This window comes from Telluria sp. ZB4P34 (genome assembly GCF_059686055.1).
Map to the genome: position 1 here is coordinate 49,424 of NZ_JCASIF010000011.1, position 26,060 is coordinate 75,483.

Consider the following 26,060-nt stretch of genomic DNA (forward strand, 5'->3'; position numbering starts at 1 on the left):
GGCTCATCGGGCCAGTCCCACATAGCCGGGCGCATCGCCCGTGCCCTGCCAGGCCAGCTTGATGACCGGCAGCGCGCCGGCGTCGCCGTCGCAGCTCCAGCGATAGCGTTTGCTTGCGCCGTCCCAGGGCGAGCCATCGCGGCAGACAACGATGCGTCCGCTCGGAAAATGATCGTGGACCGCCTGGCGCACTTCGTGCAGGTCGAATGCGGCCAGCTGCATCGGCGTGCAGGCCGTGCTGCCGAAGCAGCTCAGCGGGGCGGCGGGCGGCCCGTCGGCCGCATCGTAGGACAGTGCAAGGTAGGGATTGGCGGCGTCGGGCAGCGCCGCCATGGCGAGATTGACCTCCATGCGCGCTGCCAGCGACGCCGCCAGCTGGGCCGCTTCGGACCGCAAGGCCGCCTGCTGGCGGGTGCGCTCGGCGCTCAGCTGCGTCGCGCCAGCGGCGGCGATGCCCACTGCCAGCACGAAAAGCGCTACCAGCACCTCGACCAGCGTAAAACCTTGCCCCCGCACGTGACCTCCCGCGTCAGCTTGAACTAACGGCGGCGCCGGAATCTGGTGGCCCGCCATGGCGAGCTGCAAAGTTATCAGGCGTGCACGGCTCAGCCGTGAGCCGGCTCAATCGTGGCTGGGGAACTGCAAGGCTGGATGCATGGCACTTGCCGCGCGCCTCACTTGCGCGGATGGCCCACTTCGGCCAGCGCGTCCTGGAATTCGGCCAGGTCTTCGAAATTCTTGTAGACGGAGGCGAAGCGGATGTAGGCGATCTTGTCGAGGCGCTTGAGTTCCTGCATCACCAGCTCGCCGACGTAGCCGGTGTCGACCTCGCGGCGGCCGCTGGTCAGGAGCTTTTCCTCGATGGTGGCCACGGCCGTATCGATGGCTTCGGCGGCGACCGGGCGCTTGCGCAAGGCCAGCATCAGGCTGCCGCGCAGCTTGGAGGACGCGAACTCGGTGCGGCTGCCGTTCTTCTTGACGATGATCGGCATCGACAGCTCGATGCGCTCGTAGGTGGTGAAGCGCTTGTCGCACTTCGCGCAGCGCCGGCGCCGGCGGATGGCGTCCCCTTCCTCGGACACGCGGGTGTCGAGGACCTGGGTATCTTCATGCTGGCAGAACGGACATTTCATGGCGCCGGGATGCTTCCTGAAAGGGCCGCGGCATGCATAACAGCGCGCGGCCCCGGGTTGCTTACTTCGCGTAGACCGGGTACTTGTCGGTCAGCTGCTTCACTTCCGCCTTGACGCGCTCGATGGTCGCGGCGTCGTGCGGGTTGTCCAGCACGTCGGCGATCAGGTGCCCCACCTTGACCGCGTCTTCTTCCTTGAAGCCGCGGGTGGTGAAGGCCGGGCTGCCCAGGCGGATGCCCGAGGTGACGAAGGGCTTCTGCGGGTCGTTCGGGATGCCGTTCTTGTTGCAGGTCATGTGTGCCTGGCCCAGGATCGCTTCCGCTTCCTTGCCGGTCAGGCCCTTGGCGCGCAGGTCGACCAGCATCACGTGCGATTCGGTACGGCCCGAGACGATGCGCAGGCCGCGCTCGGTCAGGGTGTTGGCCAGGGCGGCGGCATTCTTGACCACCTGCTTCTGGTATTCCTTGAATTCCGGCGACAGCGCTTCCTTGAAGGCGACGGCCTTGCCAGCGATCACGTGCATCAGCGGACCGCCCTGGATGCCCGGGAAGATCGCGGAATTGATCTGCTTTTCGTACTCGGCCTTCATGAGGATGATGCCGCCGCGCGGGCCGCGCAGCGATTTGTGGGTGGTCGAGGTGACGAAGTCGGCGTGCGGCACCGGGTTCGGGTATTCGCCTGCGGCGATCAGGCCGGCATAGTGGGCCATGTCGACCATGAAATAGGCGCCGACTTCCTTGGCGATGCGGGCAAAGCGTTCGAAGTCGATGCGCAGGGCGAAGGCCGATGCGCCGGCGATGATCATCTTCGGCTTGTGCTCGCGCGCCAGGGCTTCCATGGCGTCGTAGTCGATGTCTTCCTGCTCGGTCAGGCCGTAGGAGACGACGTTGAACCATTTACCCGACATGTTCAGCGCCATGCCGTGGGTCAGGTGGCCGCCTTCGGCCAGCGACATGCCCATGATGGTGTCGCCGGGCTTGAGCATGGCGAAGAACACGCCCTGGTTGGCCTGCGAGCCCGAATTCGGCTGCACGTTGGCGGCTTCGGCGCCGAACAGCTGCTTGAGGCGGTCGATCGCCAGCTGCTCGGCGACGTCGACGTATTCGCAGCCGCCATAGTAGCGCTTGCCCGGATAGCCTTCGGCGTATTTATTGGTGAGCTGCGAGCCCTGCGCTTCCATCACGGCCGGCGACGTGTAGTTTTCGGAAGCGATCAGTTCGATGTGATCCTGCTGGCGAACGTTCTCCTTCTGGATGGCATCCCACAGTTCCGGGTCGATATTGGCGAGCGTATGGTCTTTTGCAAACATGTAAAACTCCAATCGAGAGAAATACCAGGCAACGGGCAGCGTCGGGACGGGCCGGTCCGGCGCTCCGGGGGCCGGCGGGCGTATGGAACAGCCCGATCGGCTCCGCATCGGCGGCGCGACTCACACATGCCAGTTGATGGCTGCCCAGGCGAACGGCGGGTGACATCTCACGTTCCCCGGTGGGTGCCCACCTTTGCCATGCGGCCGACATCGGCGTGGACGCATGGGCTTTCGCCAGTTACGTGAGACATAAATTCGTTCGATTGTATGTGATCCATGCCCCTTAGGGCAAGGAAACTGCTGTCTTCCTTGCAAGCCTGGAGGGGGCACGAGGGGCGCCAGCGGACTTGTGGCCATTTCGGCTACAATTTTCAGCTGCCTCTTCATCCATTCGTTCCCGGGATCCACCATGATCGTCTTCATCACCGGCGCTTCGGCCGGCTTCGGCGCCGCGATGGCGCGCGTTTTCGTCCAGCACGGCCACCGCGCCATCCTCGCCGCCCGCCGTACCGAGCGCCTCGCCGAACTGGCGCGCGAACTGGGCGACAGCGCCCTGCCCGTCACGCTGGACGTCACCAGCCGCGCCTCGATCGAGGCCGCCCTGGCCGGCCTGCCGGCAGGCTGGCGCGATATCGACGTGCTCGTCAATAATGCGGGCCTGGCGCTGAATACCAGGCCGGCCCACGAAGTGCCGCTGGAAGACTGGGACACGATGATCGCCACCAATTGCCAGGGCCTGGTCACGATGACCCGCGCCGTCCTGCCGGGCATGGTGGCGCGCGGTAGCGGCCTGGTCATCAACCTGGGATCGGTGGCCGGCCATTACCCCTACCCGGGCGGCAACGTCTATGGGGCAACCAAGGCGTTCGTGGAACAGTTCACCCTGAACCTGCGCGCCGACCTGGTGGGCACCGGCGTGCGCGCGACCAACCTGGCGCCGGGCCTGTGCGGCGGCACCGAGTTCTCGAACGTGCGCTTCAAGGGCGACGATGCGGCTGCGGCCAAGGTCTACGAAGGCACGACCCCGCTCACGGCAGAGGACATCGCGAATACCGCCTACTGGATTGCCACCCTGCCGCCGCACGTGAACGTGAACAGTATCGAACTGATGCCGACCTGCCAGGGTTTCTCGCCGTTCGCGATCAAGCGCAGCTGACCCCGTAGGGTGGTCGGCTTCGCCGACCGCGCGTTCAGCCAGTGCGTGAACAAGTACCCCACATGGCATTAAACGTTTCTTGAACGCGCGGTCGGCAGAGCCGACCACCCTACAACTGCGTTATTGCGGCTGTGTATCGCGCGCTCGGCAATTGTTAGAAAGTGTTACAGTAATTGGCCTTTCGACCATGTTTCACGTCTACTACTGCGCACCGTAGCCGCCTTCACCGAAGGGCAGGCCCGACCTTTTCCCTCCACTATGTTCGCAAGCGTACATAAGGAGGGTAAAAATCGCGTAAAATGTTTCCTATTTTCATTTAATGGCAGGAAAAATGCCCGCAGCTTTCGACTGGACAGTCAGGGTCTATTACGAAGACACCGACGCCGGTGGCATCGTGTTTTACGCCAACTACCTCAAGTTTTTCGAACGTGCCCGCACCGAATGGCTGCGCGCGGCCGGCATTGGCCAGCAGGTCTTGCTCGACAGCGAAGGCGCGGCCTTCGTGGTCAAGAGCGCCACCCTGGACTACCACGCGCCGGCCCGCCTCGATGACGTGCTGACCATTCGCACCACGGTCGAAAAGCTCGGCCGCGCTTCGGTCCAGTTCGCCCAGCAGGCCTGGAAAGGGGACGTGCTCCTGACCACGGCCAGTGTCAAGGTCGGCTGCGTCGACACCGTCACCATGCGTCCGCGTTCGCTCCCTGATCATGCTGCTGATAAAATGCGCGCCGCATAAGCGCCTGCCACTTTCACAAGATATACGACAACAGACCACACGATGACCGAAACTCCAGACCTTTCGTTGACCGCGCTGATCCTCAACGCCCACCCCCTGGTGCAGTTGATCATGGCCCTGTTGCTGATCCTCTCGATCGTGAGCTGGACCTATATTTTCCGCAAGGCCTTCGCGCTGCGCGCCGCGCGCGCCCAGACCGAAGGATTCGAACGCAGCTTCTGGGCCGGCGGCAACCTGCATACCCTGCACCAGAGCGCCAGCGCCCAGCGCGACCAGAGCGGCCCGCTGGCACGCATCTTCGAATCGGGCATGGGCGAATTCATCAAGGGCAAGCAGGCCGCGCGCGACGCCACCGACATGGGTCCGGTGCTGGACGGCTCGCGCCGCGCGATGCGCGCCGCCTTCCAGCGTGAACTCGACGCCCTCGACATCCACCTGAATTTCCTGGCCTCGGTCGGCTCGGTCTCGCCCTACATCGGCCTGCTCGGCACCGTGTGGGGCATCATGAATTCCTTCCGCGGCCTGGCCAGCGTGGAGCAGGCGACCCTCGCAGTCGTTGCGCCCGGCATCGCCGAGGCGCTGATCGCCACCGCGATCGGCCTGTTCGCGGCGATTCCGGCCGTGGTCGCGTACAACCGCTTCACCCACGACATCGATCGCCTTGCGATCCGCTTCGAGAGCTTCGTGGAAGAATTCTCGAACATCCTGCAGCGCCAGGCGCGCTGATCGACGGAGGACGGGATGGCCCAACACAGCAGCCTGCGCAGCGGACGCAAACGCGGTTTCAAATCCGAGATCAACGTCGTACCCTACATCGACGTGATGCTGGTGCTGCTCATCATCTTCATGGCGGTGCCCGCCAACCAGGCGCCCAGCGTGGTGAACCTGCCGGCAGCCGAAAAATCGGCGCTGCCGCCGGACACCTATATCCGGGTGTCGGTCCAGCCGGACAACAGGCTGTCGATCGGCGTCGGCGGCAAGCAGAAGGCCGCCATGGAAGACGTGGCCGACCGCACCGCCCTGCTCGCCCGCCTGCGCGCCCTGCACGAGGAAAACCCGGACTATCCGGTCTTGATCGAAGGCGATCGCGACAGCAAATACGACGACGTGATCCAGCTGATCTCGGAAGCGAAGAAGATGGGCATCAACCGGGTGGGTCTGGCCACCAAATGACGAAACGATCCCTGCCGCGATGAAGCTCACGCCCCAGCCTGCCACCGCCGGCGCGCCCTACCGCGTGCCGCCGGAACCGAGCCGCCTGCCAGCCTTCCTGCTCGCAGTCGCGGTGCACGCCGTCCTGATCGGCTTCCTGTGGTTCGGCATCAGCTGGCAGAGCAAGGAACCGGTCGCGGTCGAGGCCGAGGTCTGGGACATGTCGGTGCAAACCGCCGCCGCGCCGCCTCTGCCACCGCCGCCCGCTCCCGCGCCGGAACCGGAACCCACGCCGGCGCCGCCGCCGCGCCCGGTCGAACCGCCGCCGGTGGAACGCCCTGCTCCGGTCGAGCCGGACATCAAGCTGGAGCGTGAGAAAGCGCGCAAGGAAAAGGAACAACGCGCGCTGGCCGAGAAGAAGGAGCGCGAGCGTAAAGAAGAAGAACGCAAGCAAGAGCTCGCCGAAAAGAAAAAGAAGGAAGACGCTGAGCGCGAGAAGAAAGAACTCGCCAAAAAGGAAGCCGCCGAGAAGAAGAAGGCAGAGAAGCTGGCCGCCGAGAAATCTGCGAAAGAAAAAGCCGCCAGGGAAAAAGCCGAGCAGGCCAAGCTTGACAAGATCCGCCAGGACGAACTCAAGCGCATTGCTGGCGCGATGGGCAGTAGCGGCACCGCCGAGAAATCGACAGCGCCGAAGGCCGATTCCGGCTACGTGGCCGCCATCACAGCCGCGATCAAGAGCGCCACCGCCTATGGCGGCAGCACCACGATGCCGGGCAATCCGAAGGCGATCTTCAAGGTCGAGCAGTACCCGAACGGCGAAATCATGTCGGTGCGGCTCGTAAAAAGCAGCGGTGTGCCGGAATTTGACAGAGCAGTGGAAAATGGTATCAAAAAGGCATCCCCCCTTCCGAAGAAAAAGGACGGCACGGTGGAACGCACCCTCGACGTCAATTTCTCGATGAAAGATTACGACTGATTCAGTTTTCGAAGACAGATCATGAAAAAACTCCATTACCTGCTGTTTAGCGCCACCCTCCTGGCCGGCACGGCCGCCCAGGCCCAGATCAAGGTCGAAATCGCCGGTGTCGGCAGCAACCAGATCCCGGTCGCGGTCGCCGCTTTCGCCGACGAAGGCATCGCCCCGGCCGACGTGTCCGACATCATTCGCGCCGACCTCGAGCGCAGCGGCGTGTTCAAGGTCATCGATGCCCGCCAGGTCATCAGCGACAGCGCCAGCGTCGACCTGGCGGCCTTCCGCGCCAGCGGCGCCGACGCACTGGTGGTCGGCAGCGTCACGCGCGGCGCGGACGGCCGCTTCGCGGTGCGCTACAAGCTGCACGACACCGTCAAGGGCGCGCAGATCTCGCAGCTGGGCGGCGAAGTGCAGCCGAAGTACATCCGCCTGCAGGCCCACCGCATTGCCGACGACGTCTACGAAAAGCTGACCGGCGTGCGCGGCGTCTTCTCGACCCGCATCGCCTACGTGAAGGAAGACCGCGCCGGCCGCAACTACACCCTGGCCGTGGCCGATGCCGACGGCGAGAACGAAATCATCGCCGCCCGCGGCCGCGAGCCGATCATCTCGCCGGCCTGGTCGCCGGACGGCACCAAGGTCGCCTACGTCTCGATGGAAGACCGCAAGCCGGTCGTCTACCTGCAGGACCTGATGACCGGCAACCGCAAGGTCATCTCCAACCTGAAGGGCAACAACTCGGCGCCTTCCTGGTCGCCGGACGGCCGCATGCTGGCCGTGGCCCTCTCGAAGGACGGCAATACCGAGATCTACACGGTCAGCTCGGACGGCACTGGCCATCGCCGCCTGACCAACAGCCCGTCGATCGATACCGAGCCGCAGTTCTCGGCGGACGGCCAGACCATTTATTTCACCAGCGACCGCAGCGGCGGCCCGCAGGTGTACAAGATGAGCGTCACGGGCGGCACCCCGACCCGTGTGACCTTCAACGGCAATTACAATATCAGCCCGCGCGTGTCTTCCGACGGCAAGACACTGGCCTGGATTTCCCAGCGCAGCGGCGGTTTTTCCCTTTACGCGATGGACCTGGCCAGCGGCCAGGAGCTACGCCTGGCCGATGGGGCCACCGAACCGAGTTTTTCGCCTAACGGCAAGTACATCATGTATGCGACCAAGGGCGGCGGGCGCGTCTCGCTGGCCGTGGTCTCGGTGGATGGACGGGTGAAGCAGCGCTTGACTACCAACGCGGGAAACATTCGGGAGCCCAGCTGGGGTCCCTTCATGAAGTAAAAGCAGTAAAACTTTAATAGACAAGGAGAAAAACCATGCGCAACTTCCAGAAATTGGCCCTCATCGCTTCGGCTGTCCTGCTGACCGCTTGCTCGTCGACCAAGCTGCAGGAAACCCCGGTCGTCGAAAAGACCCCGACCCCGGCCCCGGCCCCGGCCGAGCCGCAACGTGAAATCCGTCCGGTGGAAACCGGCAGCGTCGATCCGCTGAACGATCCGAAAGGCGTGCTGGCCAACCGCAGCGTCTACTTCGACTACGACAGCTTCGTCGTGCGCGAAGACGGCAAGCCGGTGGTCGCCAACCACTCGGGCTACCTGACCAAGAACACCGGCCGCAAGGTCCTGATCCAGGGTAACACCGACGAGCGCGGCGGCACCGAGTACAACCTGGCCCTGGGCCAGAAGCGCGCCGAAGCCGTCCGTCGTGCAATGGGCACCCTGGGCGTGTCGGACAACCAGATGGAAGCCGTGTCCCTGGGCGAAGAAAAGCCGATGGCTACTGGCAGCGACGAAGAGGCATGGGCGAAAAACCGCCGCGCCGACATCGTCTATCAATAATCCTTGATCGACTGAGCTGATGCGGCTTAAGGCAAGCCGCATTGACAGCGGGGCGGATGGCAGTGCAGACTGCATCCGCCCTGTTTTTACTCAGCTACCGGAAAGAAAGCCATGATGAAATTGTCCCCGTCCCGTCTTGCCTGCCTGGTCCTGGCAGCCTGGATGCCGCTGCAGGCGTCCGCCGGCCTGCTCGACGACGACGAAGCGCGCAAGGCCATCCTCGACCTGCGCGCCAAGGTCGACGCCATCGCCCGCGACCTGAACGCCCGCATCGAAACCAAGTCAGACAAGACCGTCCAGCTCGACATGCTGAACCAGCACGAGCAGACCATGCAGGAAATCGCGCGCCTGCGCGGCCAGATCGAAGTGCTGGCCAACCAGATCGCCCGCGCACAGGAAAGCCAGAAACAGCTGTACGCCGACCTCGACGCACGCCTCAAGAAGGTCGAGCCGCAGCAGGAGAACGTCGACGGCCAGGTCGCCTCGGTGATGCCTTCCGAGAAGATCGCCTACGAGAGCGCGACCGCCCTGTTCCAGTCCGCCGACTACGCGGCCGCCGCCACCGCCCTGCAGGACTTCGTGCGCCGCTACCCGGATTCGGCCTATGCCGCCAATGCGCAGTACTGGCTGGGCAATGCCTGGTACGCCCTGGGCGACTACAAGAAGGCGATCGCGGCCCAGGAAGTGCTCACCTCGACCTATTCCAGCAGCCCGAAGGTGCCGGACGCGATGTTGAACATCGGCAGCAGCTACGCCCTGCTGAAAGACAGCAGGAACGCCAAGAAGACGCTGCAGCAGCTGGTGTCGAAGTATCCGGAATCGAGCGCCGCGCGCACCGCGAAAGACCGCCTGGCATCGCTGAAATAAGCACGGATGCGCCGCGTCGCCCTGTTCAAAATGATGTCGGACAGCATTTGACAGCGAGCGCGGCGCACCCTATAATCTCGCTTCTTTCGGGTCGTTAGCTCAGCTGGTAGAGCAGCGGACTTTTAATCCGTTGGTCGCAGGTTCGAATCCCGCACGGCCTACCACGAATTTGCAGCATCAAATCAAGGCGTTACGAGCGATCGTGACGCCTTTTTTGTGTCCGAAGCAGTTCGCTGTTTACCTACGGCGCCGTACTTGTGACGCGCACCAGCCCGTCGACTACCGCCGCATGGGCTATCCATGCCACGCCAGGCCCGCGTACCGCCTCACCATCGCCTGCGATCCAGCCAGGACGGCGTCCAGGTTCAATTTGCTTCCAACGCGGTCATGCTGTTTCATGCCGCCATTCCTTTGAAGTCAGCATTAGCAGCGAGTCGTATATGTGCGGCGGGTGCTGCGTCGTGATCCTGAAGCCGTAAGACTCAACACTGCCACAAGAACCGCCGAGAATTCGCAAGGACTTGCGTTTTGTCACTGGTCAATCGTAATTTCATTACTACAGTCATGAGATTCGTCGCACGATCAGACGCGCTCCAACAGCCGCTCTGTGCTTCCCGAATTCACCAATGCCAGCTCAACTCAACTGATGAGCGAAACGATGACTGACCTGCAAGCACTGCTGGAAGCCTGCCGAAGCACCCGCCTGTTGCGCTTGTCCTTCCCAATGGACGACGGCCCGCAATCCAGGTTGATGGTGAACCGGTTCGCAGGCACGGAATACCTGTCGCGCGACTTCGAGTTCAAAGTGGAACTGCTGAGCGACGATGCCGCGATGGAGCTCGAGGCGATGCATGGCAAGCTGCTGTGCGTATCGCTGGTCCTGGACGACGGCAGCCTGCGTCCGTTCACCGGCTATGTCGCGTCGTTCAAGCTGGTCAAGACGGATGGCGGCGTGGCCTTTTACGAAGCCATCGTGAAGCCATGGCTGGCGTACACGCGCCTGCGCCGGAACAACCGGTTGTTCCACGCGCAAAGCCTGCGCGAGCAGGCGGAGACGGTCTTCGCCGACTATGGCGCCCTGCCCGCCTGGGAGTGGAAAGTCGCTGGCGAACAGCCGCAGTTCACGATGACCACGCAATGGGACGAGACCGACCACAACTACCTGTGCCGGCGCTGGGAAGCGGCGGGCTACAGCTATTGGTATGAGCATTCCAACGAAGGTCACCTGCTGAAGGTCTGCGACGATACCCGCACCGCTGCGCCGATCGACGGGGCGTCGCCCGGGATCCGCTTCCACGGCGCCGGCGGCGCGGCCGAAGAAAACGCGATCAACCACTGGAGCCCGGTGCGCCGCTGGGCATCCGGACAAGCAGCGGTGAGCGGCTTCGACTTCAAGAGCCCGCGCCCGGTACATGCGGAGATCGTCACTATCAACCAGCAGGGCGATATTCCGCAGCTGGAGGTGCACAGCTACGAGGGGCATTACGGTTTCAAGGACCAGTCGGGCGCCGACCAGCTTGCGCGCTTGCGCATGGAAGAAATCGAAGCCCGCGGCCAGCTGGTCGAAGCCCAGGGCAATAACCGGCAGGTCGCGCCGGGCAGATGGTTCAAGCTCCTCGACCATTTCAGCCAAAGCGAGGACAGCGAATTCCTGATCCTGGAAGTGCATCACGAAGCCAGCAACAATTACCTGCAAGGCAAGGGCGCGCTCGCCGAGTACAAGAACCGCCTGCTCTGCCAGGACAAGGCCGTGCCCTGGCGGCCTGGACGCGGCTTCAACAGCCTTGACACCAGACTGCTGGCCCTGCAGACCGCCATCGTGGTCGGCCCCGAAGGACAGGGCAGCCTCAACGTGGACCAGTACGGGCGCATCCAGGTCAGGTTTCACTGGGACCGGGACGAAAGCGGTAGCTGCTGGGTACGAGTAAGCAGCAACTGGGCTGGCGGCGAGAAGGGTTTGACCAGCCATCCGCGGGTCGGATCGGAAGTGATCGTGCAATGGCTCGACGGCAATCCCGATCATCCGATCGTGACCGGCTCCGTGTACAACCAGCGCACTATGCCGCCGTGGAAGCTGCCCGAACAGCGGGCGCTGACGGGTCTCAGAAGCCGAGAGCTGACCGCAGGTGGCGGCAACACGCCCGGCGGACGCAGCAACCATCTGGTGCTGGACGACACACAGGGGCAGATCCAGGCGCAGCTCAAGAGCGACCATCTCGCCAGCCAGCTCAGCCTCGGCCACATCAGCCGTATCGAAGACAATGCCGGACGCAAGGATGCGCGCGGCCAGGGCTTCGAGCTGCGCACCGACGGCATTGGTGCGGTGCGGGCGCAGCAGGGCCTGCTGCTCAGCGCCGAAGGACGGCCGAACGCGCGTGCCCATATCACCGACATGGCGGAGACGCTGGCACGCATGGCCCAGGGCAAGGAGCTGCACGACAGCCTGTCGCAGGTCGCGCAGCAGGCGCAGGCGCACCAGCCGGGCGACCAGGACCAGGTCGTCGCTGCGCTGCAGGCGCAGGTCGACACCATCAAAGGCCAGGGCGGCCAACCTGTGCAAGGCGAATTCCCGGAATTCCAGGCCCCTCACCTGCTCCTGGCCAGCCCTGCCGGCATCGAGACCAGCACCCAGGGTTCCACCCACCTGATGAGCGTGGAGCACACCGCCTTGAGCAGCGGCGGCCATGCCAGCCTGAGCGCGGGCAAGAGCCTTCTCGTCAGCGTCAAGGAAGCGGTGCGCATGTTTGCCTATAAGGCCGGCATGAAGCTGGTGGCAGCCAGCGCCGACATCGACATCACCGCCTTGAAGGACAGCGTCAACATCCTGGCCAAGCTCAACATCACCCATACCGCCAACCGGATCACGATCACGGCAAAGGAAGAGGTGGTGATCAACGGCGGCACCAGCTTCAGCCGCTGGAACGCATCTGGGATCGTCCATGGCACCAGCGGCAACTGGGTCCAACACGCGGCACACCACAGCTTCGAACCCGCCAGGAGCGAAGGCACGCCGAGCTTGCCGCAGCCGGTGCAGCTGGCGCCGGGGCAGCTCGACTTGTATCACCAGTACGTGAATCCGGCAGGTGGCAAGAAGCAAGGCATCCGGCAAGGCGAGTACACCGTCGTCGACGCCGAAGGTGGCGTCCACCAGGGGACGCTCGATGAGGACGGTTTTGCTAGCGTGGCCGGCCTGCCGATGGGAATGGCAACAGTCAGCTACGGCAAGGACCCGCGCGACCCGTGGGATGAAGACAGTTACCTCGGGCAGGGGACCGAATGGCCGACCACGGCGCGGCCCGAGGCGGGCGCCGCTGCCGCTGCTGCGACGTCTGACCAGCCTGCGCCTTCGCCTGCGCCAAAGGCGCACAAGCCCGGACTGATTGCGGGCGCTGTAGCTGCAGCAGGCAGCCCCAGCGGTGCTGCCGGCAAGCTCGGCGCGATTGCGCAAACCGCGCAGCAAGCGGCAAGTGCGGTGCAGTCTCTGCCCAAGGGGGGCGCGCAAGCATTACTGGCTGCCGCCGGACAGGCGGCTCCGGGCAAGGTCGCGACCAAGCTCCCGGGCGGCGCGACGGCTGGCGCGTCAAGTGCCGGCAAGCCTGCCGCCGCCGTCGCGTCGATCGTCGGTTTGCCAGGAGCGCTGCCGCGCAGCGCTGAAGTACCGCCCGCGATCCCGAAAAAATCCGTCATATAAAAAAACCACCATGACCGAACCCACGCAGGCCCCGCCCAAGCCCGCCGCACGCGCGCCGGAAGTCGCCGTCGCCCCGCTCGACACCATCGACCAGCAGGACGTCGGCGCCGGCGCGGCCGCCTTCGACAAATGGCTGCGCAACATCAGCCATGACTACGTCACGCTGGAGCGCCTGAGCACTGTGGCCGGCAGCCTGCCGGTGATCGGCAACATCATGGCGCTGATTGACGCCGTCATGGATATCGTGGCGATCATCCAGAAGGGCCTCGCCAAGGGTGCCAAGGAAATCGATTTCCTGCTATGGGTAAGCCTTGGCATCAACCTGATCGGCATAGCCCCGGGGGCAGGCAACGCCGCGCGCATGAGCCTGCGGCCGGCGCTGCACCTGGTCCGGCAAAAGCTGGCCTCGGGCGCCAAGGATCTCGGCAGCGCGCTGGTCGAGGTGCTGGTCGTGCACCTCAACGCCAGGCTGGCCGGCGAGATCGACACCTTTGTCGACAACGCGATGGGCAAGTTGGCCGGTGTCCTGGACGATTGCGCCAATACTGCCGACGGCATCGCCGACGATCTCGTTAAAGTCCTCAAGCGCTGCATCGGCCAGGAACCGCTGTTCGACGTGGCCACCCCGGCGGAAGTAGAGACCAAGCTGCACGACCCGAAAGCGCAAAGCAGCTGGCGCCGCATGATTGGCGCCCTCGGCCGGCAGTACAAGATGAGCGCGAACTACGTGGTCGCGGCGGCGGCCAGCCAGCTGCCGACGAGCGCGACAGCGGGCGTAGACAAGCTCATCGGCCACTTGACCGACTTCAAGCCGGCCTTTCGCGGCAAGCTCGCCGCCCTGGCCGACGAACAGAAGCAGATGAGCATCCGGTGGATCCTGGCGCGGCTGCGCGACGCCGCCACCAAGCACAAGAGGCGGCACCCCGCCCTGGTCCCATCAAGCAAGGGCGCGGACCACAAGAAGACCAACCCCGGCCACGAGCTGGGCGCCACCAGCCGGCAACGCCCGGCCACGGGCGACGCCAATGCCTGCAAGCTGTGCCCCGCCAAAGGAGGAACCGCGCACTCGATCAGCTTCGCCACCGGCGCCGAAACCTTCACCCACCTTGATTTTGTGCTGGACGCGCCGCTCCCCATCACATGGAGCCGCACCTACCGCAGCCAGCTGACTGCCTATGACCGCGGCAACCTCGGCGCGCGCTGGCTCACCCCGTACAGCACCCGCATCGACCTCGTCGGCAAAGGCAAGCCAACCGCCCTGCTCTATCACTCCGCCGACGGCCGCAGCCACCGCTATCCGTACCTGGGTGTCGGCCAGCGTCACCACGACCCGGTCGAGCAGATCACGCTCACCCGCATGAGCGCCACCCTGCTCACGCTCGACTTCGGCAAGCCGCTGTCCGAGGGCGAACCCAGCCCCTGGCGCGAAACCTACGAGCTGGTCGACACGGTGCGCGCCAAGGTAGGCGACCTGGGCAAGGAGCATTTCCGGCTGATCGCGCTGCATGCGCGCGACGGCGCCGCCCTTGGCCTGCGCTACGACCACGTCGTCGTCGATGGCCCATACGCCGGCGAGGAAGTACTCAGCGACATCATCAGCAAGCAGGGCGATACCATCGTCGCCCATGCCGGCACCCAAGTCGACCTCCATACTGGCTGCATCCGCGCGCTCTGGGAAATCCGGGACGCCAAGCTGGTGCGCCAGCTCGCTGCCTACGACTACGACGAGCACGGCGACCTGATCGGCGCCCAGGACGAAAACGCCGCCGCCTGGCAGTACCGGTACGACCATCACCTCGTCACCCGGTACACCGACCGCACCGGGCGCGGCATGAACCTCGCCTATGACACCAGCATCGACAGCGGGCTTCACGCCAAGGCAATCCGCGAGTGGCTTGATGACGGCAGCTTCGACACCCGGCTCGAGTGGGACAAGAACATCCGCCTGACCTACGTCCTTGATGCGCTCGGCCAGGAGACCCGCTACTACTACGACATCGCCGGCTACACCTACCGCATCGTGTATCCGGACGGGGGCGAGGAATGGTTGTTCCGCGACGACGCCAAGAACATCGTCCGTCACATCCACACCGACGGTAGCAGCGAGCATCACCGTTACGACGAGCACGGTAACCTGCTCACCCACACCCGCGCCGACGGCAGCCAGGTCCACTTCGAGTATGACAGCCAGCACCGCATCACCGGTATCCGCGACGCCGAGGGCGGCATCTGGCGGCGCGACTACAATGCCCAGGGCCGGCTGATCGAGGAAACCGACCCGCTCGGCAACAAGACCCAGTACGCATACGACAAGGACGGCCGGCCGATCGAAGTCCTTGACGCCAAGGGCGGCGTCAAGAAACTCGCGTACTCCCGGGACGGCCAACTCGCCGGCTACACCGACTGTTCCGGGCATAGCAGCCAGTGGGAATACGACGAGCGCAAGCGCCTGCTCAAGAGCATCGACGCCGCAGGTAACGTGACCCGCTACCGCTATACGCCGTTAAGTAGCGAAACGCTGGCGCAAGCACACAACGAGGGGAACGGCAATCATCCCGGCCAGCTGGAAGCCGTCATCCACCCCGACGGCAGCCAGGAGCAGTTTCGCCACGACGCCGAAGGCCGGCTGCTGGCGCACACCGACGCATTGCAGCGCACCACCGCCTACCGCTACACCGCGGCAGGCTTGATCGCGAAGCGCACCGACGCGCTAGGACACAGCCTGCGCTATGAGTGGGATGCGCTCGGACGCCTGTCGGCGCTGGAAAACGAAAACGACAGCGTCTACCGTTTCCAGTACGACCCCGTTGGGCGCCTACTGCAGGAACAGGGCTTCGACGGCAAGTCCACCGAGTACCGCTACGACGAAGCCAGAGGCGTGCTGGCGGAAACCGTCGAAGCCGGCGTCACCACGCGGCTCGACTTCGACCCCATGGGCCGACTCGTGCAACGCCGGGCCGCACTCCTCGGTCAGACGGAGCAGATCGAAACCTTCGCCTACAACGCCAACGGACAACTAGCAGAAGCGAAGAACGAGCACGCCAGGCTGCAATGGTTCTACGACCCTGTCGGTAATCTGGTGCGCGAGCACCAGCACTACCAGGGTCCGTTCCACCCCGACAGGCGCACCGCGGTCTGGCACCACCACTACGACGAACTCAACCAGCGCACCGGCACGGTCCGCCCCGACGGCCACCGCATCGAATGGCTGACCTTCGGCGCCGGCCACGTGCACGGTCTGCTGCTCGACGGGCAGGACCTCTTCTCCTTCGAACGCGACGCGCTGTACCAGGAAACCGGCCGCACCCAAGCCAACGGCCTGCTGCAAACGATGAAGTACGACCCGCTTGGTCGCCTGGTCGAGCAGCAGATCGGCGCCATCGCGCAGGCCAGCCGGACAGATCGGAATTTCCAACCCACCCCGTACCGCCCCGACGTCCAGGCCGGCATGCAAGCCGCGATCCTACGACGCTACCGCTACGACCCGTCTGGCCAACTGAAGAGCGTCGAAGACAACCGGCGCGGCCGCGTCGAATACCGCTACGACCCGGTCGGACGGCTGCTGGCGGCAAACAGCGCATTGGGCCACGAAACCTTCGCCTTCGACCCGGCCGGCAACATCCAGGCAGCCGATACCGCACAGCAAAAACCCGTTGCCCTCCGCGCCCCGCTGCCAAAGCTTCTGGACAATCTGCTCAAGGAATATGCCGGCGTCAGCTACCGCTACGACGAACGCGGCAACGTCGTTGAACGTACCCAGGACGGCCTTCGGTCCAAGTATGAATGGGATGCGTTCAACCGGATGACCCGGGCCACGACCTGGCATGGCGTCACCACCTTTGCTTACGATCCGCTGGGGCGGCGCATTGCCAAGCACAGCGGGGCGATAGATGGCACTGCAGTCCGGGAGATTGCCCGGACCATGTACGGCTGGGACGGCGACACGCTGGCGCTGGAAAGCAGCGTGCACCGGGGCCATGCCGCAGGCGAACGGACAGTGCATTATGTGTACGAGCACAACAGCTTCGTGCCGCTGGTGCAGGCCACCCGAAGCCAGGCACTTCGGCTGGCGCCGACCACCGATGTCAAGGCGCTGATGGCGGGCAACGACGGCAAGTACGATATTGCGCTTGATCCGCTGTGGAATGGTGAGTACGAGCAGGAAGCCGAGCCGTTCGGTAAGGATGAGATCGCCTTCTATCAATGCGATCATCTGGGTACTCCGCAGGAATTGACGGATTGCGAGGGCCAAGTCGCCTGGTCGGCGCAGTACAAGGCATGGGGGCAGGCCAAGGAGGCGATCAGCGAAGCGGCGCGCAAGGCGGGGATACGGAATCCTATACGGTTTCAGGGGCAGTACCTTGATGATGAGACCGGACTGCATTACAACCGGTATCGATATTACGATCCCGATACGGCGAGGTACCTCACCCAAGACCCGGTCGGGCTCAATGGTGGTGAGAATCTCTATGGGTACGCGCCAAATCCAACTGGATGGATAGACCCGTTGGGGCTTACCACATGCACAGGAGTTCCAATCAAAAATAACACTGCGAGAAACCTTTTGAAAGCACGAGGACTTTCAAAACAGCAGCGGCAGGAGGTAGTAAGCAGCTTTGATGGTCAAATTTATGCTTCTCATGGACGCGCCGGGGAGCAATTCACAATTACTGAATCCGACGCAGGTGCAGCGTCAGGGGTATTTGTGACACGATGCTCGGCTGGAACAACACCTGCGGAAAGACGCCAAAAACTTGCGCTTCCACCAAACAATTCTGCAGAATTTGAAAGTCCTGTTGCCCTAACTTGGAATCAAATGTTACTTGAAGGAAAAGTGGCTCCTCAGCTACAGTGGGGACCTGACAAAACCGGAGGGGGGTGGCAAGTCGTAACCGCAGGAGGCAAATACACAGGAGCAATTAAACGATGACGACCTTTTCAGAATTAATTACCAGCATCGTCGCCGATTTACATCGAGGAGGATTTATTAAAGATGCTGATGAGTTGCAGCACCTAGCTAATTTGGCGTTAGACCAAACTCTGTTGGCAGATACTCGCAAAGATGCTTTGAAGCAGATAGAGATGCGCTGCCACGTGAAGTGGCTTGGCGATTTTTACTTGCCTCATTTATTGCAAAAAGATTGGTGGGGAAGACTTGAAAAACTTGGTAGGTCAACCAAGAAGCAAGTGCAATCCATTTGATAGTTCAAAGGGCAGCATGAGGATGAGGAGACAGGGCTCTATACAACTGGAATCGGTATTACTAGCCGGACGGCTCATGCTACATAACGACTGATAGATGATTTATGTCGAAGAACAACTTGGTCATCGTAGATTTAAACCATGCCGTCGGAGCGACGCTACCAGTCTCGGATTGACGTTCTACCAGTGCATTAACTGCTGGAGCATTCTCCGATCAAACCCTTCGGAAAACGACTACTGCGTCTGCTGAAATGCTTCCGTTGATGTTGATACCGGAAGGGCTGGCGCTACGGACGAGCAGTTGCTTCGAGTGTTGCAGATCGTTCATGCAGACTGATTCAAACGCATGCTTACACCCATCACCGTGGAGAGTCCAAGCTGGTTCAGCTACAACCCGCTGGGCCAGCGAAGAAGCACATAGGGCTTCATGAGCAAACGAGTTATCCGCGTCAGTGACCTCACCAGCCACAGCGGCAAGGTGCTCACCAGCGGCGCGCCACATTTTACCGTAGACGGCATCGCGGTAGCGCTGGTGGGCGCCCCTATACCTGCCCCAAAAATGACAACATTGAACATCTGCTTTTCTTCAGACAACGGTGTCTTATGCACCGCTGATCAGGTACTGGTCTTTCCCGGACTTGCACGCTCGGAATTCGACCGTGGCCTTGGCCAGCACATGAATGCCGGAAAATCCGCGCCGGATTATGTCGTGTATGGCCCGGATTCAGTTCTGTTGTGGGGGCAGGGGTTCTTGGCAGGCATCAGATTCTTCAAAGACGTCGTACACGGGGTCACGCTGACGCTTACAAAGAGCCGGGTGGCTGCCCTGGGTTATGACGCCACGGAGAACGACCTACTGGTCGAGAAGAAAACACTCACAACGATGCTCTCGAAGCATCTGGCATGCATGCCTTCATCGACATCACTCGGCGCCGATGTGTTCGAGTTCCCTTGGGGTGGAGTAGTTTCGAGAGCCGATCTGAAGTCGACATGGTGCGGTATCGAGGTTTGGTATAAATGCACAGCCATTCGCCCTTGGACGGCCCACCGGTCTACTAATGTCACCGATTTTACTGGAGAGCCAAATGTCATTGAAGATTATTACAGTCGGAGACGAAACCGATCATGGCGGCACAGTTATTAGCGGTTCGCCCAACCACGACATCAGGGGAAGAGCGATCGCCCGACTGGGTGATAAAGTTGATTGTCCGCTGCCCTACCCTGGTGGCAAACCACATGGCGTAAACAAGATCATCACCGCCCACAACACACTGACAGTTGACGGGGTGCCCGTTGCGGTCGAAGGATGCACGACGGAATGCGGGTGCAAGCTGATCGGCAACGTTCCTGCGACGGTCAGTTGAGGCCGAATCGCCATGTGACGTACTTGTAACGTGACTCCCGATAAGCTACCATTCCTCCCCTTGCGCAGGAATGGTTATCGCAATTGGAAAGCGTTGCAAGTCATTGATTAATAAAGAATGTTCATTTCGACCCGGCGACTTTTAATCCGTTGGTCGCAGGTTCGAATCCCGCACGGCCTACCACGAATACACAGGAAGCCCACGAACTGCGTTCATGGGCTTTTCGCATTCCGGCTTGCGGCGCAGCGAGCCGCGTCAGCTTCCTCACACGCCAAGACGACACATCGGGCTTGGCAACTTCCCAAGCCCCATCGGCGCCCGCGTCGACATGATGCAAAAACAAGGCACACCCTCCTGTTTTTGTATCGAGCGCTGAACTTGCACCGACCTCGCCGGTCATATGCTTCTGCAGCGCTGGACAGTAAGTGTTGGTTCCGGCCTACGCCATGCCGCAATTGCTTGACATTAAGCCGCGGCAGCGGGATATTGTGACATACAGGGTGTTGGCTTAGGGAAACTCCTTGAAATCCGAAGGAATCGTGTGCACCCTTGCATTCCCGGGGCGTGCATGTAAAATCAACAACATCCGATGCGGCCACTTTTGGGCACGCATTGCGGATCGGATCCCTGATGAAGCGTTACTGGCATAGCATGTCGATCAGGCTTTACCTACACACTCCGGACGCGCGCGAGCTGCGTGCCGGTTCTGCCTGCCGGTCAGCCCTGCTCTCTGCCAGGCAGCCGATCGGGACCCCGTCCCTTGCCGGGTCCGGCCTTAATGCCGCCCGGCTTGCCTGAGCTCGGCGAGCGCGGTCATCGCGACTTCAGCCGAGCCACGTTTTCTCCCCGGCGCCGTACCCGAGCGCCATGACAACATTCATGCCAGTCTCCGGCGGAGACGGCGAAAGGAATCCAGCATGAACACCGAACGCACCCACGCACACGTCCATCCGGGAACGGTCGATCGCAGCAATCCACGTGCACCGAAACGCACCTTCGCCAAGAGCGTCGTATCGAACAGCCGCCGCGTGCGCCAGCGCATGGGCGTGGCCATCGGCCTGTGCCTGGGCCTGGCTGCGATCGTCATTGCTGCAGAATAATACTTCCGTGGCGCCGGCGGCGAGGCCTTCTGCTCCAGGCGCACTGTCCAGGACACGCGGCGCCGACATGACGCCTAGAACGCTTCCCAGCCTTCGGTAGCCTCCGCGGCCTGCTTGCGGGCCGGCTTCGATGCACCGGCTTTCGCAGTTGCCCGTGCCAGCGCCCGCACCGGCTGCACTGCCGGCAGCGCGACACGCCTGGCGGGCGCCGCCGCCTGGACAGCCTGTGCATCCAGCCTGAAGGTCCCGACCGCCTGCGCCAGCGCCGCCGCTTCTTCCTGCAGCGACTGGGCGGCGGCCGAAGCCTGCTCCACCAATGCAGCGTTCTGCTGCGTCACCTGGTCCATCTGCGTCACCGCGCTGTTGATCTGCTCGATGCCGGCGGTCTGCTCCTGGCTGGCGGCCGTGATTTCCGACATGATGTCGGTCACGCGGCCCACGCTCTGCACGATCTCCGCCATGGTCGCGCCGGCCTGGTCGACCAGCTCGGAGCCGTGCTGCACCTTCTCCACCGAATCGTCGATCAGGGCCTTGATTTCCTTGGCCGCCGCCGCGCTGCGCTGCGCCAGGTTGCGCACCTCGCCCGCGACCACCGCGAAACCGCGGCCCTGCTCGCCTGCGCGCGCCGCTTCCACCGCCGCGTTCAGCGCCAGGATGTTGGTCTGGAAGGCGATGCCGTCGATGACGGTGATGATGTCGACGATGCGCGTCGCCGAACTATTGATCGCGCCCATGGTGCGCACCACCTGCTCCACCACTTCGCCGCCCTTGCCCGCCACCTGCTGGGCCGAGGCCGCCAATGCATTGGCCTGGCGCGCGTTGTCGGCGTTCTGGCGCACGGTCGAGGTCAGCTCTTCCATCGACGAGGCGGTTTCCTCCAGCGAGCCCGCCTGCTGCTCGGTGCGGCTCGACAGGTCGAGGTTGCCGGCGGCGATCTGGCCGGACGCAGTGGCGATGGTGTCGGTGCCGCCCCGCACGCGGGTGACGATCTGCACCAGCGACGCATTCATGTCCTTCAGCGCCAGCAGCAGGCGGCCGGTCTCGTCGTGCGAGCTCACCTCGATCTTCTGGGTCAGGTCGCCGGCGGCCACGGCGCCGGCAATGCGCACCGCCTGCTCGATCGGACGCACGATAGCGCGCACCAGCAGCGCGCCGATCACCGCTGCCATCAAGAGGCCGAAGCCGAGGCCCGACAGGCATACCAGGCGCACCATCGCGTAATTCTGCTGCGACTGCTCGTACTCGGCCTTCGCCACGCGCTGCTGCAGTTCGATCAGCTGGCTGCCGACCGCGCGCATCGGCTGGAACAGGCGCGCCATGTCACCCGACAGGATCTGGGTGGCCAGTGCGCCGTCGCCCGCGCGCACGGCCGCGACCGCCGGCTGCAAAGCCTGCGCCAGGAAGGCCTTGCGGGCCTCGACGAACCTGGCGACCAGCACGGCTTCCTCGTCCGTCAGCTTGGTCTGCTCGTAGGCTTTCCAGGTGGCCGACATGGCCGCGACGTTCGCGTCGACCTCGGCCATCATGGCCTCGCGCTTGCCGCTGTCTTCGAGCGGCGCCGCCTTGGCGACCAGCAGCTGGTTCAGCGTGGTCAGCTGCATCACGTGGCCCAGCTGGCCGAGGGCGACGACCCGGTCGTCGTGCATGCTCTTCAGCTCGGCGTTCGCCACGCTCAAGCTATAGAGGCCCACGACGGCGCCGGCGACGAGTTCCGCGGCCAGGAATGCGATAACAAAGACCAGGCGGGCCTTGATACTGATGTGTTGGAACATAAAAGGAGAGGTTAACAATGTGGATTGATGTAATTACAATTGTATTATGGAAATATCTAGATACCCATACCGAATGTGGGGGAGACAATAAGCAGTTGCTATGAGTTGCATTCCCGTGAACTGACGGCTGCGAAGCACCGAATCGCCCTCGGCGGCGTGATGGCATGGCCTCCGGGGGAGCACCAGCCCAGGCGTCAATGCCGGTTTGCCTATAGAATGCTGCGATTGATTTCCGTAGCGAACTAGCTGCACTGCAAAGGCTTCGATGAACATTCCTGTCCTGATCAACCTGACCGTGGCGCTGGCCGTGTGCGTGCTGCTCTACCGCCTGCAGGCGATGCACGTTTCCTTCACCAGGCGCGTGTTCACCGGCCTTGGCCTGGGCATCGTGCTGGGTGCGGCGCTGCAGGCCGTGTACGGCGCAAGCGCGCCCGAGATCGGCGCCACCAATGCGTGGATCGACGTGGTCGGCAGCGGCTACGTGAAGCTGCTGCAGATGATCGTCATTCCCCTGATCATGGTGTCGATCGTGCAGGCCATCCTCAAGCTGCGCAATGCCGCGTCGCTCGGCGCCATCAGTACCTTGACAATCGGCATCCTGATCGCCACCACGATCGTGGCGGCGATCATCGGCATCCTGATGGCCAAGCTCTTCGGGCTGAGCGCCGTCGGCTTGACAAGCTCCACCGCCGAAGTGGCGCGCGGCGAATATTTGCAGGGCAACCTGGCGGCGGCCCAGGAAATCTCGCTGCCGAGCATGCTCCTCTCCTTCATTCCCGCCAATCCCTTCCTCGACATGACCGGGGCGCGCAAGACCTCGACCATCGCGGTAGTGGTGTTCGCGATCTTCATCGGCATCTCCGCGACCGGCATCGCCGGCAAGAAACCCGAGGTATTCCAATCCTTCAGCGGCTTCGTGCACGTGGTCCACGTGATCGTGATGCGCATGGTCACCCTGGTGCTGCGCCTGACCCCGTTCGGCGTACTCGCCCTGATGACCAAGATGGTTGCAAGCTCGAGCCTGCAGGACATCCTGAGCCTGGCCAGCTTCGTCGCTGCCTCCTATTGCGCGCTGGCGCTGATGTTCTGCGTGCACCTGCTGATGGTCGCGGGCAGCGGCGTGAATCCGGTGCGCTACGTGGCGAAGATCTTCCCGGTGCTGGCGTTCGCCTTCAGCTCGCGCACCAGCGCAGGCAGCATCCCGATGAACGTGGCGACCCAGACGGTGCGCCTGGGCACGCCGGAAGGCATCGCCAACTTCGCCGCCTCCTTCGGCGCCACCATCGGCCAGAACGGCTGCGCCGGCATCTACCCGGCCATGCTGGCGGTGATGATCGCGCCCACCGTGGGCATCGACCCGTTCACGGCCGGCTTCCTGCTGCCGCTGCTGGCCATCGTCGCGTTCGGGTCGATCGGCGTGGCCGGGGTCGGCGGCGGCGCCACCTTTGCCGCCCTGATCGTGCTGTCGGCGATGGACCTGCCGGTGGCGCTGGCGGGCCTGCTGATTTCGGTGGAACCGCTGATCGACATGGGCCGCACCGCCCTCAACGTGAGCGGTTCCATCACGGCCGGCACGCTCACCAGCCGCATCCTCGGGCAGACCGACATGCGGGTGTTTAATAGCAATGCGGAAATCAATCTCGACAGCGAGGCGCAAGCCGTCTGAATACCGCTTCGAGGGGATGCACGAGGCTTGTGTAAGACCCTTCCGACGCTACGGCGAGCCACGCCGGAAGCCCTGCAATCGTGCGCTTTGCGCCCGTAGAATCCGTCTATGATGATCTCATGTCAATATCAAGGACGGGCTGGTAATGGAACAGAAGTGGCCGCAGGAAATCTGGCTGGTCAGGCACGGACAGAGCGCCGGCAACGTCGCGCGTGATCTCGCGGAAGCGGCCGCCGGCCATCACATCGACATCGCCCACCGCGACGTCGACGTGCCCCTGTCCGAGCTGGGCGAACGCCAGTCGCAGGCGCTCGGTTCCTGGTTCGCCTCCCTTCCGCCCGAGCAGCAGCCCACCGTGATGCTGCACTCGCCCTACGTGCGCGCCTTTGAAACCGCCAACATCCTGATGCAGCAGCTCGACCCGGGGCGCCGATCCCGCCTGGTGGTCGAATCCGACGAGCGCCTGCGCGAGAAGGAATTCGGCATCCTCGACCGCCTCACCACCTACGGTATCGCGCACCACCACCCCGCACTGTACGAACAGCGCCAGCACGTCGGCAAGTTCTACTTCCGTCCGCCGGGCGGCGAGAGCTGGTGCGACGTCATCCTGCGCCTGCGCAGCGTGGTCGACACCCTGAACCGCGAGTTCTGCAAGGAACGTGTGCTGATCGTCGCGCACCAGGTCACCGTCAATTGCTTCCGCTACCTGTTTGAACGCCTTGACGAGAAGACCATCCTCGAATTCGACCGCGCCGGCGACGTGCCCAACTGCTCCGTCACCTCCTACGAATTCGATCCTGCCCTCGGCAAGGGCGGGCATCCCGCATTGCGCCTGCTGAATTTCGTTGCGCCGCTCGAAGCGACCGGCACCCCTGTCACCGCCAGCAAGGACCTGCCTGCAGCACCGAAGGCCTGAGCCCATCCCATGGAAACCTCCGTTCGCACATCCGCCGTGCACGCGATCGACACAGCCCTGCTGCGCGGCTGGCCGGTGCCGATGCCGGCCGTCGAAGGCGACAAGGAAGTGCGCGGCCACGTGCTGGTGCTGGGCGGCTCGATCGAGATGCCGGGCGCCATCATCCTCGCGGCCACCGCGGCCTTGCGCGCGGGCGCCGGCAAGCTCACCATCGCCACCGGCCAGAGCGTGGCCCAGCTGGTCGCGCTGGCCATGCCCGAGGCGCGCGTGATCGGCCTGCGCGAGGAAGCAAGCGCCGGCTTCAGCATCGACGCCGTCGCCGAGCTCGACCCGCTGGCCGAGCGCGTGGACGCCGTGCTGATCGGCCCGGGCATGCGCGACGAGCGGGCCACCGCCGCCCTGGTGCATGCCTTGCTGCCGCGCCTCGATGCTGCCGACACCAGGGTGGTGCTGGACGCCTGCGCGATGGGAGCGCTGCTGCATCCGCCGGCCCACTGGCCGGCCGGCAAGCCATGGCGATTCGAACGCCCGCCGATCCTCACGCCGCATGCGGGCGAGATGGCGCACCTGACCGGCATCGCCAAGGACGAGATCACCGCCGCGCCCGATCCGCGCGCCATCGACGCGGCGCGGGCGTGGAACGCGGTGCTCGCATTAAAAGGTGCGCGCACTGTCATCGCAACGCCCGATGGAACGTTGTACCAGCATGAGGGCGGCAATGTGGGCCTGGCCATCTCCGGTTCCGGCGACGTACTGGCCGGGATCATCGCCGGACTGGCGGCGCGCGGTGCGTCGCTGGACCAGGCCGCCTGCTGGGGCGTGGCGCTGCATGCGCGCGCCGGCGAGCGCCTTGCCGAACGCATGGGCACACTTGGCTATCTGGCGCGGGAAATATCGCTTGAAATACCCGCGCTGTTGGAACAGATCGCCGGCAAGGCCGGCGACACAGGACCCATCCGGCAGACGCCGGTGGATCGGGGAATGATGCCTGGCATCCTTTCCCCGGCAGCATCCGCAATCTAGCGCGGAAACGAGTACGACGGTGTACGGTCCAGGCGAAGGCAACGCGTTGCCATTCGTTGCAACCGGACCCGTGCACCGACCGGGGCCGCGTATTGCGTCGGTTCCCTGATGGTTCCTCTGCTGGGTTCCCGAACCCTCAGAGGGCCTGACATG

21 protein-coding genes, 1 tRNA gene and 1 riboswitch are annotated in these 26,060 nt (G+C 63.6%); of the genes, 18 read left to right on the plus strand and 4 right to left on the minus strand.

Annotated features, from left to right (window positions below; translation table 11 throughout):
- Nucleotides 1-3: 3 nt before the first annotated feature.
- The 3 genes from pilV to glyA form a co-directional block, all read right to left on the minus strand.
- A complete protein-coding gene (gene pilV / locus AC56KL_RS17180) occupies nucleotides 4-516 on the minus strand; it encodes a type IV pilus modification protein PilV (RefSeq protein WP_497181381.1) in 513 nt (170 codons plus the stop codon).
- 158 nt (nucleotides 517-674) lie between these two features.
- The gene (gene nrdR, locus AC56KL_RS17185; protein ID WP_497181382.1) at nucleotides 675-1,133 is read right to left on the minus strand and encodes a transcriptional regulator NrdR; all 459 of its coding nucleotides are present in this window, start codon (nucleotides 1,131-1,133) and stop codon (nucleotides 675-677) included.
- Nucleotides 1,134-1,194: 61 nt separating this feature from the next.
- On the minus strand, nucleotides 1,195-2,442 hold the full coding sequence (gene glyA / locus AC56KL_RS17190) for a serine hydroxymethyltransferase (RefSeq protein ID WP_497181383.1): 1,248 nt from the start codon (nucleotides 2,440-2,442) through the stop codon (nucleotides 1,195-1,197).
- A 135-nt stretch (nucleotides 2,443-2,577) separates the two neighbouring features.
- Nucleotides 2,578-2,694: riboswitch (ZMP/ZTP riboswitch) on the minus strand.
- Between the two features lie 157 nt (nucleotides 2,695-2,851).
- Between glyA and AC56KL_RS17195 the strand changes: the two genes are divergently transcribed.
- The 15 genes from AC56KL_RS17195 (at nucleotide 2,852) to AC56KL_RS17265 (ending at nucleotide 20,530) form a co-directional block, all read left to right on the plus strand.
- Nucleotides 2,852-3,598 carry an SDR family oxidoreductase gene (locus AC56KL_RS17195; protein WP_497181384.1) on the plus strand — a complete coding sequence of 249 codons (747 nt, stop codon included), beginning with the start codon at nucleotides 2,852-2,854 and terminating at the stop codon, nucleotides 3,596-3,598.
- Between the two features lie 331 nt (nucleotides 3,599-3,929).
- Entirely contained in the window at nucleotides 3,930-4,334 is a 405-nt protein-coding gene (gene ybgC / locus AC56KL_RS17200; protein WP_497181385.1) for a tol-pal system-associated acyl-CoA thioesterase, read from the plus strand.
- 42 nt (nucleotides 4,335-4,376) lie between these two features.
- Nucleotides 4,377-5,060 (plus strand): protein TolQ, encoded by a 684-nt coding sequence (gene tolQ, locus AC56KL_RS17205; RefSeq protein ID WP_497181386.1) that lies wholly within the window; start codon nucleotides 4,377-4,379, stop codon nucleotides 5,058-5,060.
- Between the two features lie 15 nt (nucleotides 5,061-5,075).
- On the plus strand, nucleotides 5,076-5,507 hold the full coding sequence (locus AC56KL_RS17210) for a biopolymer transporter ExbD (protein ID WP_497181387.1): 432 nt from the start codon (nucleotides 5,076-5,078) through the stop codon (nucleotides 5,505-5,507).
- Nucleotides 5,508-5,526: 19 nt separating this feature from the next.
- Nucleotides 5,527-6,462, plus strand: a complete 936-nt coding sequence (gene tolA, locus AC56KL_RS17215; protein ID WP_497181388.1) for a cell envelope integrity protein TolA — start codon at nucleotides 5,527-5,529, stop codon at nucleotides 6,460-6,462.
- 21 nt (nucleotides 6,463-6,483) lie between these two features.
- Nucleotides 6,484-7,749 (plus strand): Tol-Pal system beta propeller repeat protein TolB, encoded by a 1,266-nt coding sequence (gene tolB, locus AC56KL_RS17220; RefSeq protein WP_497181389.1) that lies wholly within the window; start codon nucleotides 6,484-6,486, stop codon nucleotides 7,747-7,749.
- 35 nt (nucleotides 7,750-7,784) lie between these two features.
- The gene (gene pal / locus AC56KL_RS17225) at nucleotides 7,785-8,306 is read left to right on the plus strand and encodes a peptidoglycan-associated lipoprotein Pal (RefSeq protein WP_497181390.1); all 522 of its coding nucleotides are present in this window, start codon (nucleotides 7,785-7,787) and stop codon (nucleotides 8,304-8,306) included.
- A 111-nt stretch (nucleotides 8,307-8,417) separates the two neighbouring features.
- Nucleotides 8,418-9,173 carry a tol-pal system protein YbgF gene (gene ybgF, locus AC56KL_RS17230; protein ID WP_497181391.1) on the plus strand — a complete coding sequence of 252 codons (756 nt, stop codon included), beginning with the start codon at nucleotides 8,418-8,420 and terminating at the stop codon, nucleotides 9,171-9,173.
- Nucleotides 9,174-9,261: 88 nt separating this feature from the next.
- A tRNA-Lys gene (locus AC56KL_RS17235) sits at nucleotides 9,262-9,337 on the plus strand.
- A gap of 494 nt (nucleotides 9,338-9,831) precedes the next feature.
- The gene (locus AC56KL_RS17240) at nucleotides 9,832-12,864 is read left to right on the plus strand and encodes a type VI secretion system Vgr family protein (protein WP_497181392.1); all 3,033 of its coding nucleotides are present in this window, start codon (nucleotides 9,832-9,834) and stop codon (nucleotides 12,862-12,864) included.
- Between the two features lie 10 nt (nucleotides 12,865-12,874).
- Nucleotides 12,875-17,794, plus strand: a complete 4,920-nt coding sequence (locus AC56KL_RS17245; RefSeq protein ID WP_497181393.1) for an RHS repeat-associated core domain-containing protein — start codon at nucleotides 12,875-12,877, stop codon at nucleotides 17,792-17,794.
- Complete coding sequence (locus AC56KL_RS17250) at nucleotides 17,791-18,066, plus strand: hypothetical protein (RefSeq protein WP_497181394.1); 276 nt, start codon at nucleotides 17,791-17,793, stop codon at nucleotides 18,064-18,066. The genes AC56KL_RS17245 and AC56KL_RS17250 overlap by 4 nt, the downstream gene beginning before the upstream one ends.
- Before the next feature lie 427 nt (nucleotides 18,067-18,493).
- The gene (locus AC56KL_RS17255; protein ID WP_497181395.1) at nucleotides 18,494-19,210 is read left to right on the plus strand and encodes a hypothetical protein; all 717 of its coding nucleotides are present in this window, start codon (nucleotides 18,494-18,496) and stop codon (nucleotides 19,208-19,210) included.
- A complete protein-coding gene (locus AC56KL_RS17260; protein WP_497181396.1) occupies nucleotides 19,152-19,430 on the plus strand; it encodes a PAAR domain-containing protein in 279 nt (92 codons plus the stop codon). Before AC56KL_RS17255 ends, AC56KL_RS17260 begins: the two co-directional genes overlap by 59 nt.
- 917 nt (nucleotides 19,431-20,347) lie before the next feature.
- The gene (locus AC56KL_RS17265; RefSeq protein WP_497181397.1) at nucleotides 20,348-20,530 is read left to right on the plus strand and encodes a hypothetical protein; all 183 of its coding nucleotides are present in this window, start codon (nucleotides 20,348-20,350) and stop codon (nucleotides 20,528-20,530) included.
- Between the two features lie 74 nt (nucleotides 20,531-20,604).
- Here the strand turns inward: AC56KL_RS17265 and AC56KL_RS17270 are convergent, their stop codons facing one another.
- The gene (locus AC56KL_RS17270) at nucleotides 20,605-22,302 is read right to left on the minus strand and encodes a methyl-accepting chemotaxis protein (RefSeq protein ID WP_497181398.1); all 1,698 of its coding nucleotides are present in this window, start codon (nucleotides 22,300-22,302) and stop codon (nucleotides 20,605-20,607) included.
- Nucleotides 22,303-22,567: 265 nt separating this feature from the next.
- Here AC56KL_RS17270 and AC56KL_RS17275 point away from each other — a divergent pair, with 265 nt between their 5' ends.
- From AC56KL_RS17275 to AC56KL_RS17285, 3 genes are all read left to right on the plus strand, one after another.
- Nucleotides 22,568-23,968 (plus strand): L-cystine transporter, encoded by a 1,401-nt coding sequence (locus AC56KL_RS17275; RefSeq protein ID WP_497181399.1) that lies wholly within the window; start codon nucleotides 22,568-22,570, stop codon nucleotides 23,966-23,968.
- A gap of 145 nt (nucleotides 23,969-24,113) precedes the next feature.
- Nucleotides 24,114-24,884, plus strand: coding sequence for a histidine phosphatase family protein (locus AC56KL_RS17280; RefSeq protein ID WP_497181400.1), 771 nt, complete (start codon nucleotides 24,114-24,116; stop codon nucleotides 24,882-24,884).
- Between the two features lie 9 nt (nucleotides 24,885-24,893).
- Entirely contained in the window at nucleotides 24,894-25,907 is a 1,014-nt protein-coding gene (locus tag AC56KL_RS17285; protein ID WP_497181401.1) for an NAD(P)H-hydrate dehydratase, read from the plus strand.
- The last annotated feature ends 153 nt before the right edge of the window (nucleotides 25,908-26,060 follow it).

Excerpts from the sequence above, each read along its gene's own strand:
- nrdR (WP_497181382.1), bottom strand. The coding sequence starts at position 1,133 with ATGAAATGTCCGTTCTGCCAGCATGAAGATACCCAGGTCCTCGACACC.
- glyA (WP_497181383.1), bottom strand. The coding sequence starts at position 2,442 with ATGTTTGCAAAAGACCATACGCTCGCCAATATCGACCCGGAACTGTGG.
- AC56KL_RS17195 (WP_497181384.1), top strand. The coding sequence starts at position 2,852 with ATGATCGTCTTCATCACCGGCGCTTCGGCCGGCTTCGGCGCCGCGATG.
- ybgC (WP_497181385.1), top strand. The coding sequence starts at position 3,930 with ATGCCCGCAGCTTTCGACTGGACAGTCAGGGTCTATTACGAAGACACC.
- tolQ (WP_497181386.1), top strand. The coding sequence starts at position 4,377 with ATGACCGAAACTCCAGACCTTTCGTTGACCGCGCTGATCCTCAACGCC.
- AC56KL_RS17210 (WP_497181387.1), top strand. The coding sequence starts at position 5,076 with ATGGCCCAACACAGCAGCCTGCGCAGCGGACGCAAACGCGGTTTCAAA.
- tolA (WP_497181388.1), top strand. The coding sequence starts at position 5,527 with ATGAAGCTCACGCCCCAGCCTGCCACCGCCGGCGCGCCCTACCGCGTG.
- tolB (WP_497181389.1), top strand. The coding sequence starts at position 6,484 with ATGAAAAAACTCCATTACCTGCTGTTTAGCGCCACCCTCCTGGCCGGC.
- pal (WP_497181390.1), top strand. The coding sequence starts at position 7,785 with ATGCGCAACTTCCAGAAATTGGCCCTCATCGCTTCGGCTGTCCTGCTG.
- ybgF (WP_497181391.1), top strand. The coding sequence starts at position 8,418 with ATGATGAAATTGTCCCCGTCCCGTCTTGCCTGCCTGGTCCTGGCAGCC.
- AC56KL_RS17240 (WP_497181392.1), top strand. The coding sequence starts at position 9,832 with ATGACTGACCTGCAAGCACTGCTGGAAGCCTGCCGAAGCACCCGCCTG.
- AC56KL_RS17245 (WP_497181393.1), top strand. The coding sequence starts at position 12,875 with ATGACCGAACCCACGCAGGCCCCGCCCAAGCCCGCCGCACGCGCGCCG.
- AC56KL_RS17250 (WP_497181394.1), top strand. The coding sequence starts at position 17,791 with ATGACGACCTTTTCAGAATTAATTACCAGCATCGTCGCCGATTTACAT.
- AC56KL_RS17255 (WP_497181395.1), top strand. The coding sequence starts at position 18,494 with ATGAGCAAACGAGTTATCCGCGTCAGTGACCTCACCAGCCACAGCGGC.
- AC56KL_RS17260 (WP_497181396.1), top strand. The coding sequence starts at position 19,152 with ATGTCATTGAAGATTATTACAGTCGGAGACGAAACCGATCATGGCGGC.
- AC56KL_RS17265 (WP_497181397.1), top strand. The coding sequence starts at position 20,348 with ATGAACACCGAACGCACCCACGCACACGTCCATCCGGGAACGGTCGAT.
- AC56KL_RS17270 (WP_497181398.1), bottom strand. The coding sequence starts at position 22,302 with ATGTTCCAACACATCAGTATCAAGGCCCGCCTGGTCTTTGTTATCGCA.
- AC56KL_RS17275 (WP_497181399.1), top strand. The coding sequence starts at position 22,568 with ATGAACATTCCTGTCCTGATCAACCTGACCGTGGCGCTGGCCGTGTGC.
- AC56KL_RS17280 (WP_497181400.1), top strand. The coding sequence starts at position 24,114 with ATGGAACAGAAGTGGCCGCAGGAAATCTGGCTGGTCAGGCACGGACAG.
- AC56KL_RS17285 (WP_497181401.1), top strand. The coding sequence starts at position 24,894 with ATGGAAACCTCCGTTCGCACATCCGCCGTGCACGCGATCGACACAGCC.